Raw genomic sequence first — 14,074 nt, 5'->3', positions numbered from 1 at the left:
TGACTTGTGACGGCGGCGCGATCGATCCTCGGCCGTTAGTTGCGTTTAACGAGTCGGCGCGCGACGCCCTTCGAGGTGAGCGATTACAGGAGTGATTGAGCGCGAAATGCTGCCGGCTCGATTCGAAGCGCAAGAGAGATGTCAGTGCGGATTCTGGATGGAGAAATCCAGACGATCGCCACGGAATTTCAGGCGATCGGGGCGTCTTCACTCGCCCTCGTCGGCTCGATGCCGGTCGGATGCAACTTGCGAGCGTCCAGTTCCGAGCAAGGAACGGACGCTCTTTAGCACCCGATAGTCAGCCCCGGTAGTCAGGGCCTGAGGCCCGCCTGATGCACAACCTGAGAAAACGCAAACGCCACTCTATGTGATGGCGCCAATCTGCCAGGGCACGAATTCATTCTGGCCGTATCCGTGAATCTCGCTCTTCGATGCCTGGCCCGACGCGGTTGCAAGCATGAGTTGGAAGATCTCTTCACCGAGTTCGTCGACCGTTCGTTCGCCGTCGAGAATCGACCCGCAATTCAGATCAATGTCCTCCTCCTGGCGTTGCCACAAAGCGGTATTGGTTCCCAATTTCAACGATGGCGACGGCGCACAACCATAGGCGGAGCCGCGGCCGGTCGTAAAGCAGATCAGGTTTGCCCCACCCGCGACCTGCCCGGTCGCGGAAACCGGATCGTAGCCCGGCGTATCCATGAAAACGAGACCGTGTGCCCGGACCAGTTCGGCATACCGGTACACGTCGACGAGATTGGTCGTGCCGCCTTTCGCTACGGCGCCAAGCGACTTTTCGAGGATCGTTGTCAGGCCGCCGGCTTTGTTCCCAGCCGATGGATTGTTGTTCAGATCGGCGTTCATTCGAGCGCAGTAAGCTTCCCACCAGTGAATCCGTGCGATAAGCTTTTCGCCGACTTCGCGTGACGCGGCACGGCGCGTCAATAGATGTTCGGCGCCGTACACCTCGGGGGTTTCGGAGAGAATCGCCGTTCCGCCATGCGAGACCAGACGATCGACTGCCGCACCGAGTGCCGGATTGGCGGTAATGCCGGAGTAGCCGTCCGAGCCGCCGCATTGCAAGCCGATCACCAGATGCTTTGCATCGACGGACTCGCGCCGTACGTTGTTCGCTTCCACGAGCATCGCCTTGACCTGTTCGATGCCCGCCGCCACCGTGCGCGCCGTGCCGCCGGTCGCCTGAATGGTCATCGTCTTCAGCGCCGCGCCGGGCGTAAGACCCTGGCTTTGCACAAGCCCGTCGATCTGATTGGTTTCGCAGCCCAGCCCGACGATCAATACACCGGCGAAATTTGGATGCCGTGCATAACCACCGAGCGTGCGTCGGATCATTTCCAGCGCTTCGCCTTCGGAATCGATCGCGCAGCCTTGACCGTGCGTCAGCGCAATCACGCCATCAACGTTTGGATAGTCCGCAAGCGCTTGCGGATGGATATCGCGACGAAAGTAATCTGCGATGGCGCGCGCTGCCGTTGCGGAGCAATTGACCGAGGTCAGGATGCCGATGTAGTTGCGCGTGGCGACACGCCCGTCAGGGCGTGCGATGCCCATGAACCGTGCCGCTGCCGCGACCGTCGGCGCGGGCTTTGCATCCGCGCCGAAAGCATAATCCCGATCGAAGTCGCCCATCGCAAGGTTGTGCGTATGGACGTGCTCCCCGGCTTCGATGGCACGTGTCGCGAAGCCGATGATCTGCCCATAGCGCCGTACCGGCGCACCCGCTTCGATGCTGCGTACGGCAAGCTTATGACCCGCCGGGATCAACCCACGTACGGCAAGACTGCTGCGGATGCGCATGCCCGCAACAAGCTGGTGCCGCGCGATGACGACATCGTCATCCGCGTGCAGTTGCACGACTGGCTCTACGCCTGCCGAAGCATCGGCGATCACATTTTCAGCGTCGAATCTCATGACGTGGCCTCCTCGACCTGAGCTGCGCGCACTGCCTCGCCCGCTACGGCATCGAGGCCGTCGAGCGCATGATTCGATGCGCAGGCGCTGCGCAGTCCACCGATGTAATGATATTCGAGAATGGTCATGTGAATTTCCGGTTAAATCGTGTGCAGCGTGCCTGCATGTGCCTAGCGCAGCGTCGCTTTGGGCGAACCTATCGGCGCTTCGGTTACGCGGCGTGAATGCAAGCCGATGCTCAGAAGCAGCAGCACGCCGATGACACCTGCCAATGCCAGGGTGAACATACCCGCACGCGGGCTATGGAAGAGCGTCTCCACTGCCGTCTTCAACGTCGGCGCGATGAAGCCGCCGAGATTGCCGAGCGCGCCGATCATTGCAATCCCGCTCGCTGCCGCGGTACCGCTCAGGTAGGCCGTCGGCAAGGTCCAGAAGAGCGGCTGAACGACAACGAAGCCGACCGTCGCTATACAGAATGCGACGAGCACAGGTCCGATGTGATTGCCGAGGGTCGATAGTGCAATCCCCGCTGCGGCCGCCGCCAGCATGGCGACGGCGAGCTGCCGATGCTTCCCCTTCGCGTCCGCGTAGCCGGTGATGAAGCGCAGCGCAATGAGTGCGCACAACCAGGGAATCGCGGTCAGAAAGCCGACCTTCGAGCCGATGGCGGTACCGGTCAGCTCCGAAATCCGCGTCGGCAGGTAGAAGATCACGCCATACACGCTGACCTGAATGGCGAAATAGATCGCTACGAAGCGAAGTACGTTCCAGTTGCGCAGCGCGCTCAGCGCGGTAGCCGGCCCATGCTTGACCTTGTGCCGGTCTTCCGCTGCAATGGCGTTTTCCAGGGCGTCTTTTTCGGCCGGCGTCAGCCACTTCGCGTGGCGCGGTTTGCTAACCAGATAGAAGAACGCGACGATGCCGACCGTTGACGCAGCGAGACCTTCGATAAGGAACATCCATTGCCAGTTGTGCAGCCCGAGGCGCCCGCCCATGACTTCCATCAAATAACCTGACAGCGGGCTGCCCAGCACGAGCGCCACTGGCAAACCGAAGTAGTAGATGCCTAGCGCCTTGCCGCGTTCACGCGCGGGGAACCAGTACGTGGTATAGAGGATGACGCCGGGGGAAAAGCCTGCTTCGGCCACGCCCAGAATGAATCGCAGCGTATAGAACGAGGTCTCGTTGTGCGCAAACATCATGGCCGCCGATGCAAGCCCCCAGGTGACCATGATCCGGCTCAACCAGACTTTCGCACCCACCCGGTGCAACATCAGATTGCTCGGGATCTCAAACACCGCATAGCCGATGAAGAAGATCCCGGCGCCGAGCGCAAACGCCGCGTTGCCGATGTTCGAATCGACTTGCAGGGCCTGTTTGACAAACCCGACGTTCGAACGGTCAAGCATCGATAGCGCGAACATCAGCGCGAGGAAGGGCGCGAGCCGCAGACGCGCCTTGCGCACTGCGCTTTCCAACGGCTCTTGCGTAACATGTTGAGTCTGCATCTCGTCTGTCTCCTTGGGGAAGCCGGGTACGCCGGTCTGTTATGGCGAGTTAAAGCGGGTTAGTACGTGATCACAGAGAGGCTGTGCCGAGTAGTCCTCGTGCAGCAAGGTTCGCCATCAGCGCGCGCACCCCGAAGGTCCACGGCTCGATGCGGTCGCTGTGGTTGACCCGGTTGACCAGCGTGCCGAGCTTGCGGCTCGAAATCTTCACGATGTCGCCCAGCTTGTGTGTGAAGCCCGCTCCAGCGGCGTCGCGGTCTTCGATTGGTGCAAACAGCGTCCCGAGGAACAGCAGCGCGCCATCGGGGTATTGGTGGGTCGAGCTGATCGTCTGCGAAACGAGATCGAGCGGGTCGCGCGTGATCTGGTCCATCGAACTCGTACCACGCAAGACAAAGCCGTCGCTGCCCTCGACGCGCAAATCGACCGTCGCACGGCGCACATCGTCGATCGAGAAAGTCTCGTCGAAAAGCCGCAGAAAAGGGCCAATCGCACACGAGCCATTGTTGTCCTTCGCCTTGCCCAGCAGGAGTGCACTGCGTCCTTCGAAGTCGCGCAGATTGACGTCGTTGCCCAGAGTCGCGCCGAGCGCGCGGCCGCGACTGTCGATCGACAGCACGATTTCCGGCTCCGGGTTGTTCCAGGCCGACTTCGGATGCAGCCCGATCTCCGTGCCCGTACCTAACGCCGCCAGCACCGGCGCTTTTGTGAAGACTTCGGCGTCAGGGCCGATTCCGACTTCCAGGTATTGGGACCATAGCCCCTGCTCGATCAGCAGCGCCTTCAATTCGCGCGCCTCGGCGGAGTCCGGCCGGATGCTGGTGAGGCTATCGCCGACGAGCGACCTGATCTGGTCGCGCACACGCACCGCGCCTTGCGGGTCGCCCTTTGCCTGCTCTTCGATCACTCGTTCAATCAGGCTCGCCGCGAAAGTCACCCCTGCTGCCTTGATGACCTGCAGATCGCAAGGCGCGAGCAGCTGGACGCGCTCCGGGTTGCGCGCCGTATCGCCTGTTGCATCAGCCGTATTCGCGATGATCGTGTCCAGCTTGCCGATCCAGCGGCCACTCGCGGCCCGCACCGTGGCGACCGGATCGTCCCGCTCGAGCAAGCTGCTGATGGTCGGTGCCGCGTCGGAAATGTCGAACACGCCATCGGCGCGCAAGACGACGACTGCGGGGCCCGCGGGCATTGATTGCGTGGCAGGCACCCAGGCGCGGCCGACCAGTGTGCCGGACAAGCCGTCCGACGGAAGCGTGTCCGTTGCGCTGAGTGAAAGCCGGGATGTCATGTCTGTCTCCACGGATGTTTGTCTGCCGCGCGGGCGTTGCTGCCAGTTCGCGCGACGATTCGCGCAGCTGCAACTCTAGGCAGCCAACCGATAAACATCCAATCTCTTATTCAGTACAATCGATTCCATCCGGTTATGAGTTCATACGCGTTTACCCCATGTCCAGACAATTTGCGGTGCGTACGTCGAGCGTCCTGACAAGGCTGCGTTTCAGACATCTCCAACTGCTCGACGCCCTCGGACGCACACACAACTTGCGCATCGCAGCCGAACAGATGCTCATCACCCAGCCCGCGGCGACAAAAATCCTGAGTGACATCGAATCGATGTTCGGAGCCCAGCTGTTCGAACGGTTGCCACGGGAGATGCGCCCAACCGATCTCGGCGCATTGTCCGTGCGCTATGCAACCACGGCGGTAGCGGATCTGGGCAAGTTCGTGAGCGAGTTCAGCACCTTGCGCGACGGCGGCTACGGGCATCTCACCGTGGGCGCTATCTCGGCTTCAGCCGCTCAGGTGGTGACAACGGGCATCAAGGAGATCCGCCAGCAGCGGCCAAAACTGGTCATCAAGCTGGTCGAACAGAGCAGCGACCAACTGGCGATCTGGCTTGAAGAAAGGAAGCTGGACGTGATGGTTGGCCGGCTGACCGAGTCGCGCCATAAAGTGCTTTTCGACTTCGAGGTGCTGTCCGGAGAACCGGTCTGGGTGGTGGTCGGACAGCATCACCCATTGCTGCAGCAGCAGCGGCTGGAGTTGGCCGATCTTGGCGCGTGGCCATGGATTCTCTATCCGCAAGCGACGGCTATCAGGCAGTTGTTCGACGAAACGTTTACCGGCGCGGGCATTCCTGCGCCGGTGGGCATGGTGGAAACGCCTTCAATCTTTTCGACACTGGAACTGTTGCAGGCGACCGACATGATTTCGCTGCAGCCGCGTGCGGCCGTCGAAAAATATGTGCGCAAGGGTCTTCTCGGGCACCTGCCCGTTCCCATCAAGCGGACCATGACGAGCTACGGGATCGTCACACGCAAGTACGAGTTGCCGTCGCAGCCCATGCAGGAATTCATCGCCATTTTGCGTTCGGTTGCCGTACAGGTGGGCGATCGGGCGCTTCCAGCGGGGGATGGATCGTGTGAGGCAACGTGACGATATGGCTCGACGAAAGCGGTCCGTTACCGAACCGTCAACCCAACAGATTGATACGCCCGGCGGGCAACGTTGACCCTGGAGATCGCAAGCCCACGACGAACAAAGGCCCGCTTGCAACTCGACCTTTGAACGTTCGTGGGTGCTCAGTGTGAACCTTCCTCCAGCTTGAGACACGTATTCGCGTTGCTACATCGCGCGAATACAAAAGCTGGACGATGGCGTCGATGACGCTACGATGTCACAGGCCGCTGCATCAATGCATATGCTGCCCGCCGTTGATGGCGATATTGGACCCGGTCACAAAACCTGCATCGTCCGAGCACAGATACCTGACAAGGGCCGCGACTTCGTCTGGCTTGCCCAGACGACCGGCCGGAATCTGCGGCAGGATCTTTGTGTCCAGAATCTCCTTCGGAATCGCAGTGACCATCTTCGTGGCAAGATAGCCTGGCGAAATCGTGTTGACAGTTACGCCCTTGCGGGCGACTTCCAGCGCCAGCGATTTGGTGAAGCCGTGCATGCCAGCCTTGGCCGCGGCGTAATTAGTCTGGCCGACAGAGCCCTTCGCCCCGTTGACGGACGAGATGTTGATGATGCGCCCCCAGCCGCGCGCGACCATGTCTTCGCACAACGGCTTGGTCATATTGAACACCGAATCCAGATTGGTGCGAATCACCGCGTCCCAGTTGACCTTGTCCATTTTCCTGAGTGTCATGTCCTGCGTGATCCCGGCGTTGTTCACTAAAATGGCGACGGGGCCGACTTCGACCTGAATTCTTGCTACGCAGTGCTGGCATGAGTCATAGTCGGCCACATCGACCGGATATGCGCGAAAAGCGCGACCCTGAGATTCCATGCCCGCCAGCCATTCGGCTGGACCCGTATTGCTTGTCGAGTGCGTTACTACGACGGCATAACCAGCGTCGTGCAGTTTCATGCTGATCGCCTCTCCAAGGCCGCCCATACCGCCCGTTACAACAACGATTCGCTTCGTCATCCTTTCCACCCGTGATAGTAGTATCTGCGAGGATCAAGAATAGCCAATGGCCGTCCCGCACAACGCACCATTGGTTTGCCACAATGCGTCACCTCCTCCCAGGTTGCAGAGAACACTGGCTCCAGCATTGATCGAACTGCGCTGTTTTTTAGGCTTCTGGTGTTACGTGAATGAAGTTTGATACGCCTGCGGGTGGCGATGCGCCACGCAAGCAGCGCTCGTCGGTTGACGAACGGTACCTGAGTCGAATGCGGTCCGAAGAACTAAGATATGCCGATCAAGAAAGCATGCCAGCTGATTATTTCAGCCAGATCCTGCGATCACAAGCAGGCACTTGACGGTTTCATACTTTCCCCGCGGAAACTAACTTCTGCGACGGGCCTTGCGTCGATGACAACGTGCAGAAAAGAGCCAAAAACGTCGCGTCAACTCGCGCGCGACGGACTGGTTTCGCCCACGTGGATGCGGTGATAGCGCCGCGCGCCGACTATCGGCTGACATCCAGTGGTCGCCCGGCAGCGAGAATGAACGCATGGATCATGTACTCGGGGCAGCCTCATACGAAGATCGCCTTACGCTGTTGGCAGTGTGAAATCTCTTTCCCAATCCACCGATTTTGCACACAACTGTTTTGCGAAAAAGTCAGTTCTACAACTAACCGTTACGTTGTAGTTCAACTCGCCACGCAAAGAGACATCCCAGTTAGCCAGCGAAGATCATCGTGATCAATGTGACAGTGACTGGAAGAGTTCATCTTGAGAATGAAAGTCGGTTCTTTTGAATGCCGCCTAGAGCCTGCGTCCAGAGCGCGCATGTGCCTCCCGAACAATTGGTAATAAAAAAGCGCCGAAGGTCTAGCCTTCGCAGCAAGTGACGTTCGTGCGCTGGCGTCCGCCTCTTGCCAGCCCTCGCTATGTCAGCAACGACAAGGTATTCCCGGTGCGTGCGAGCAAAGCGAAATGCGCCCACACGACCTCCACACACGCCTGATGTTTCATTTGCCCTTCAGCAGAAGCGCCGAGCTTTGTGTACATTCGCGCTTGGGTTGCATTGCGGCACGTCGGCACGTATCCCAAGTCAACCTTCTTTGTTGCGCATGTCTTTCTCTCCTAAACGCCGGGCAATTGAAAGATGCACGCAAGTTTTTTGATTGATCTTAAGCAGCAGAGCAGTTCTCAAGAAATGCAGATTATGCGAAGCCCTAGCCAGTATTCCGTCACAGTCGAATGTACCGTCAGATCAAGCTCGTCCTGTGCTTGTGTCCGGTATAAGCGCGCGGCTGCGCGTCATCGCATGCCGCGCTAGCCTCCGCCAAGACACTCTTACGTTTTACCCCAAGCTCAGGAATTCTCATGCTCGGCCTAGTCCGTATCGCCCTTCGGCGACCCTACACTTTCGTAGTCCTGGCGATCTTCATTCTCATCATCGGCCCGTTGTCCGCGATGAGGACGCCAACCGACATCTTTCCGGATATCAAGATTCCGGTGATCAGCGTCGTGTGGCAGTACACGGGTCTGCCGCCGGACCAGATGGTCGGCCGAATCACCTCGCCGTTCGAACGCACGTTGACAACGACCGTGAACGACGTCGAGCATATCGAGGCGGAATCGGTCGCCGGCTTTGGCATTATCAAGATCTTCTTCCAGCCGGGCGTGAATATCAGCACGGCGAACGCGCAGGTGACTTCGGTCGCGCAAACTCAATTACGGCAGTTGCCCGCAGGGACGACACCTCCTCTGATCCTGAACTACAACGCGTCGACCGTACCGATCATCCAGTTGGCGCTGTCCGGCAAGGGACTCTCCGAACAGAACCTCGGTGACCTGGGCCTGAATGCGGTGCGCCCGGTTCTTACGACGGTCGCAGGCGCGGCGATTCCGTACCCGTTCGGCGGCAAGACACGTCAGGTACAGATCGACATCGACCCAGCGGCGCTCCAGGCGCGCGGCTTATCCGCGCAGGACGTAGCCAACGCACTTGCCGGCCAGAACCTGATTACGCCGGTCGGCACTGAAAAGATCGGTGACTACGAGTACACGCTGCAATTGAACAATGCGCCATCGGCAATCAAAACCTTGGGCGATCTGCCGGTCAAGGCGGCCAATGGCACCACGGTCTATATACGTGACATTGCGAATGTGCGCGACGGCAGCCCGCCGCAGACCAATATCGTGCACGTCGACGGCCGGCGCTCGGTGCTGATGTCCGTGCTCAAGAACGGTTCGGTTTCGACGCTCGGCATCATCTCCGGCATCAAGGAGCGGCTTGCTGCAGGGAAAGCCTCGTGGCCCGCGAATCTGCAGATCGAACCCATCGGCGACCAGTCGCTGTTCGTGCGAGCGGCCATCACCGGCGTGGCGCGCGAGGGCGTGATCGCGGCCGTGCTGACGAGTCTGATGATCCTGCTGTTCCTGGGCAGCTGGCGCTCGACGATCATCATCGCAACCTCGATCCCACTCGCAATCCTGGGCTCCATTGCGACGCTATCCGCGCTCGGCGAGACTTTGAACATCATGACGCTCGGCGGGCTCGCACTAGCGGTGGGGATTCTGGTCGACGATGCCACGGTGACCATCGAGAACATCAACTGGCACCTCGAGCATGGCAAGGAGGTGGAGACGGCTATTCTCGACGGCGCCGCGCAGATCGTCACGCCGGCGTTCGTCTCGCTGCTGTGTATCTGCATCGTGTTCGTGCCGATGTTCTTCCTGAATGGCGTCGCGCGCTTTCTGTTCGTGCCCATGGCTGAAGCGGTGATCTTCGCGATGATCTCGTCGTTCATCCTGTCGCGAACCCTTGTGCCGACGATGGCGAAATACCTGCTGAAACAGCATGTGCAGGACGAGCACGCCCATGAAACGAAGCGCCCTGGACCGCTCGCGCGTTTCCAGCGTGGCTTCGAAGCGCGCTTTGAAAAAGTGCGTAGCGCCTACCGCGGCTTGCTCGAACTCGCGCTGAGCCACCGGCGTCCGTTCGTCAGCGGCTTCCTCGGCTTTGTTGTCCTCTCCTTCGCGCTGGTGCCGTTCCTCGGCCGCAACTTCTTTCCTTCGGTCGATTCCGGACAGATCCTGATGCACGTGCGCGCACCGGTCGGCGTTCGCATTGAAAAGACCGCGCAGATTTTCGCGAATGTCGAAGGCGCGATCCGCCAGATCATTCCACCTTCGGATCTCGGCACCGTGGTCGACAACATGGGTCTGCCCGTCAGCGGCATCAATACCGCGTACAACAACACCGGTACGGTCGGCTCGCAGGACGGCGACATCCAGATCGCGCTGAATGATGGCCATCGTCCAACCGACGAGTACGTTCGCATCATGCGCGAGAGGTTGCCGCGCGAATTCCCGGGCGTCACGTTTTCGTTCCCGCCGGCGGACATCATCAGTCAGATCCTGAACTTCGGCTCGCCGGCGCCGATCGACTTGCAGATTCGCGGCAACGACCTGAACGCCAACTACGCATACGCGGACCGTCTGCTGCGCCAGGTTCGCGATGTGCCGGGCGTAGTCGACGCACGAATCGAGCAGTCGCACGGCAACCCGACCTTCAATGTCGACGTCGACCGCACGCGCGCGCAATTGCTCGGCATTACCGAGCGCGACGTGACGAACAGCATGGTGGTGAACCTCGCGGGTTCCAGCCAGGTCGCGCCCACGTTCTGGCTGAACAACGCGAACGGCGTTTCGTATCCGATCGTGATGCAAACGCCGCAATACAGTCTCGACTCGCTCGCCGCGTTGCAAAATCTGCCGATCACGGCCAGCGGCGGAAGCACCGCGCAGATCCTCGGTGGTCTGGCGACAGTCGAACGCGCCAGCAGCAACGAGGTTGTCAGTCAGTACAACATCCAGCCGATGGTCGAGATCTTTGCGGCCACCCAGGGCCGCGACCTCGGCGCGGTGGCGTCGGATATCCAGCGCATCGTGCATGACAACGCCAGCACCTTGCCCAAGGGCTCCGCCGTCGCGCTGCTGGGCCAGGTGCAGACGATGAACAGCGCCTTTGCCGGCATGTTGTTCGGCCTGCTTGGCGCGGTGCTGTTGATCTATCTGCTGATCGTGGTCAATTTCCAGTCGTGGGCCGACCCGTTCGTGATCGTGACCGCATTGCCTGCAGCGTTGGCAGGCATCGTCTGGATGCTGTTCGCGACCCACACGACGCTCTCCGTACCCGCATTGACCGGAGCGATCATGTGCATGGGGGTGGCGACGGCCAACTCGATTCTGGTCGTCAGTTTCTGCCGCGAACGACTTGCCGCACACGGCGACCCGTTCAAGGCCGCCCTCGAAGCCGGCTTTACGCGTTTTCGCCCTGTGCTCATGACCGCGCTCTCCATGATCATCGGCATGCTGCCGATGGCGCTCGCCCTCGGCGAAGGCGGTGAGCAAAACGCGCCGCTTGGCCGCGCCGTGATCGGCGGTCTGCTGTTTGCCACCACCGCGTCGCTGTTCCTCGTCCCCGTCATTTTTTGCATCGTGCACACGCGCGCCGGGCGCGCGGCTACCCCGGCATCCGTCTCGCGAGGTCCTGCTCATGTCGTCTGAATCCGCTTTTCCCACTGATACACCGTCGCGCCGCCCGGTTCTGGTAGCAGGCGTGGTCGGCCTGCTGGTCGTCTTAGGCATCGTCGTTGCCGGGATCACGCTGCGAGCCGCCGATGCACGCAAGCTGAAAACCTGGACTGACGCCCAGGCCGTACCGACCGTCAACGTGATCCAGCCCTCGCGCGACGCCAACGGCCCCTCGCTGCAACTGCCCGGCCGCCTCGAAGCGTATACGCGGGCGCCGATTTTCGCGCAGGTCAGCGGCTATCTGAAATCATGGAGTGTCGATATCGGCGCGCCGGTCAAAGCGGGGCAGGTACTTGCCGAAATCGAAACGCCCGAGCTCGACCAGCAGCTATTGCAGGCACGCGCGGATCTCCAGAGCGCGCAGGCGAACGCTGTCGTTGCGGGTACGACCGCCAAGCGCTGGGAAGCGCTAAGCGGCACGGATTCGGTCGCCCAGCAGGATGTCGACCAACGCACCGCTGACTACACCGCCAAGGAGGCGATCGTAGCGGCCGCGAAGGCCAACGTTGACCGCCTCGTCGCCACCAAGGCGTTCGCGCGCATCGTTGCGCCATTCGACGGCGTGGTGACCGCGCGCGATACCGACGTCGGCGCGTTAGTCAACGCCGGCAGCGGCGGGGTCGGACAGGAGCTGTTTGCGGTCTCCGACGTCAAGCAGTTACGCGTGTATGTGCAGGTGCCGCAGAATTACGCACCGGCGATACACGACGGCACGACCGCCATCCTGACCGTTCCCGAGTATCCCGATCAGCAGTTCACCGCGCGCGTGATTGCTGCGGCGGACTCGGTCAATTCGAGTTCGGGAACGACGCTGGTTCAACTGCTGGTTGACAACGCTAACGGCAAGCTGCTGCCGGGTGGGTTCGCGAGCCTGAAATTCTCCTTGCCCGCCTCCGCCGATGCGCTTCGTGTACCGGCCAGCGCGCTCGTCTTCGATAGCCGCGGTGTCGTCGTCGCCACACTTGGCGCGAACGGTCACGTGCTGTTCAAGCATGTGAAGATCGCCCGCGACCTGGGCAACGCCGTAGAGATTGACTCAGGGCTCGCCGCGACCGATCGCGTGATCGATACACCGCCCGACGGACTCGCTGACGGCGACAGCGTACAGATTGCGACGGCGACCGACAAGAAGGCAGTTGCACATGGTTAAGTATGGACTTCCGGCGCTTCTCGCGAGCGTCGTCGCGCTCTGCGCCTGCTCGCTCGCGCCGCAATATCAGGTCCCGCCGACGCCGGTCGCTGCGCAATACAAGACCTTTGGGCCGTGGACCACGGCACAGCCCGCCGACCGCATAGACCGCAACGGCTGGTGGAAGATGTATGGCGACGCGCAGCTCGACGATCTCGAAGCGCGGCTACTGGCCAACAACACCGACTTGCGCGCGGCGTACGCGCACTATGCGCAAGCGCAGGCTTTCGTGGCGCAGGTCGAGTCGGGACTGTACCCGTCGGTCAGCGTGAGCGCCGAGCCGCTGCGTGAGCGCCAGTCCGACAACCGGCCATTGCGCGTGGGCGGCCCGAACGACTTCAACTCCGTCACGCTTGGTGGCGAAATCAACTACGACCTCGACCTCTGGGGTCGCGTGCGCGACTCCGTGGTGGCCGGCAAGGACGAGGCGCAGGCGACCCAAGCCGATCTGGCCTCGGTCAGGCTGAGCCTGCAGGTCGAACTGGCGGATAGTTACGTTCGCTTGCGCGGCCTCGACCAGCAATCCGAGCTGTTGAACGAGACTGTCGTGGCCTATGCGAAGGCCCTGCAGCTCACACAAACATTGCACAACAGTGGGATCGTGTCGGGCCTCGACGTGTCCCGGGCGCAAACGCAACTGTCGTCGGCGAAGTCGCAGCTGTCACAGAACCTGGCGCAACGGGCTCTGATCGAACACGCGATCGCGGTCCTGGTTGGCGCCTCCGCGTCCGAATTCAGCCTGCCGCCCCAGACCGCCGCCATCGCGTTGCCGGCGATTCCGACCGGCCTGCCCTCGACGCTGCTGCAGCGACGACCCGACGTCGCTGCAGCGGAACGCCGGGTGGCCGAGGCCAACGCAAAAATTGGCGTCGCGCGGGCCGCCTACTTCCCCGACATCATGCTCAGCTTGCAGGGTGGTGTGCAAAGCGCAGCCTACGCCGGCCTGGTTAGCGCGCCCAATCTGTTCTGGGCGGTCGGCCCGCAGCTCGTGCAGTACGTGTTCGACGGCGGGTACCGTCGTGCGCAACTCGATTCCGCCAAAGCGGCAACCGAAGAAGCGGGAGATCGTTATCGCAGTGTCGTGCTGTCTGCATTCCAGCAAGTTGAAGACAACCTTGCGCTGCTGTCGTATCTCGGCAATGCGCTTGGCGAGCAGCGGGATGCAGCAAACGCCGCCGGGTACTCGGTCGACCTCGCGTTACGTCAATATCGCCAGGGCGTAGTGGGTTACCTCGATGTCGTGCAGGCGCAGACGGTCGCACTCGACGCACAACGCAGCGTGCTCGATATCCAGACACGCCAGCTGAGCGCGAATGTGCAGCTCCTGCATGCGCTCGGCGGTGGATGGTCGAGCGATGAACTCGCCCAAGCGGCTGCAGCGCCGGCACTCGTCGCGACAGCAACGGGACGCAGCGCCAACTGAGCACATCTGCACGGC

At 61.2% G+C, this 14,074-nt stretch carries 9 protein-coding genes; 4 read left to right on the top strand and 5 right to left on the bottom strand.

Annotated elements, in window-relative coordinates:
- Positions 1-363: 363 nt before the first annotated feature.
- The 4 genes from FVF58_RS05815 to FVF58_RS05805 form a co-directional block, all read right to left on the bottom strand.
- On the bottom strand, positions 364-1,929 hold the full coding sequence (locus FVF58_RS05815; protein WP_149668941.1) for a UxaA family hydrolase: 1,566 nt from the start codon (positions 1,927-1,929) through the stop codon (positions 364-366).
- A complete protein-coding gene (locus tag FVF58_RS54110; protein WP_281291143.1) occupies positions 1,926-2,057 on the bottom strand; it encodes a hypothetical protein in 132 nt (43 codons plus the stop codon). The genes FVF58_RS05815 and FVF58_RS54110 overlap by 4 nt, the downstream gene beginning before the upstream one ends.
- Positions 2,058-2,099: 42 nt before the next feature.
- Complete coding sequence (locus tag FVF58_RS05810; RefSeq protein WP_149668940.1) at positions 2,100-3,437, bottom strand: MFS transporter; 1,338 nt, start codon at positions 3,435-3,437, stop codon at positions 2,100-2,102.
- A gap of 70 nt (positions 3,438-3,507) precedes the next feature.
- Positions 3,508-4,728, bottom strand: coding sequence for a fumarylacetoacetate hydrolase family protein (locus FVF58_RS05805; RefSeq protein WP_149668939.1), 1,221 nt, complete (start codon positions 4,726-4,728; stop codon positions 3,508-3,510).
- A 158-nt stretch (positions 4,729-4,886) separates the two neighbouring features.
- Between FVF58_RS05805 and FVF58_RS05800 the strand changes: the two genes are divergently transcribed.
- Complete coding sequence (locus FVF58_RS05800; protein WP_149669140.1) at positions 4,887-5,876, top strand: LysR family transcriptional regulator; 990 nt, start codon at positions 4,887-4,889, stop codon at positions 5,874-5,876.
- A 256-nt stretch (positions 5,877-6,132) separates the two neighbouring features.
- Here the strand turns inward: FVF58_RS05800 and phbB are convergent, their stop codons facing one another.
- Positions 6,133-6,876: an acetoacetyl-CoA reductase gene (gene phbB, locus FVF58_RS05795; protein ID WP_149668938.1), complete on the bottom strand. Its 744-nt coding sequence runs from the start codon at positions 6,874-6,876 to the stop codon at positions 6,133-6,135.
- 1,352 nt (positions 6,877-8,228) lie between these two features.
- On the opposite strand from phbB, the gene FVF58_RS05790 reads away from it, so the two are divergent.
- From FVF58_RS05790 to FVF58_RS05780, 3 genes are read left to right on the top strand one after another with little or no spacing between them, the layout of a single operon-like run.
- Positions 8,229-11,420 (top strand): efflux RND transporter permease subunit, encoded by a 3,192-nt coding sequence (locus FVF58_RS05790; protein WP_149668937.1) that lies wholly within the window; start codon positions 8,229-8,231, stop codon positions 11,418-11,420.
- On the top strand, positions 11,410-12,597 hold the full coding sequence (locus tag FVF58_RS05785) for an efflux RND transporter periplasmic adaptor subunit (RefSeq protein ID WP_149668936.1): 1,188 nt from the start codon (positions 11,410-11,412) through the stop codon (positions 12,595-12,597). Before FVF58_RS05790 ends, FVF58_RS05785 begins: the two co-directional genes overlap by 11 nt.
- Complete coding sequence (locus FVF58_RS05780) at positions 12,590-14,059, top strand: efflux transporter outer membrane subunit (RefSeq protein WP_149668935.1); 1,470 nt, start codon at positions 12,590-12,592, stop codon at positions 14,057-14,059. Before FVF58_RS05785 ends, FVF58_RS05780 begins: the two co-directional genes overlap by 8 nt.
- Positions 14,060-14,074: the final 15 nt, after the last annotated feature.

It is taken from the genome of Paraburkholderia panacisoli, from assembly GCF_008369935.1.
GTDB lineage: Bacteria > Pseudomonadota > Gammaproteobacteria > Burkholderiales > Burkholderiaceae > Paraburkholderia > Paraburkholderia panacisoli.
This window is presented reverse-complemented; position numbering and strand designations above follow the sequence as displayed.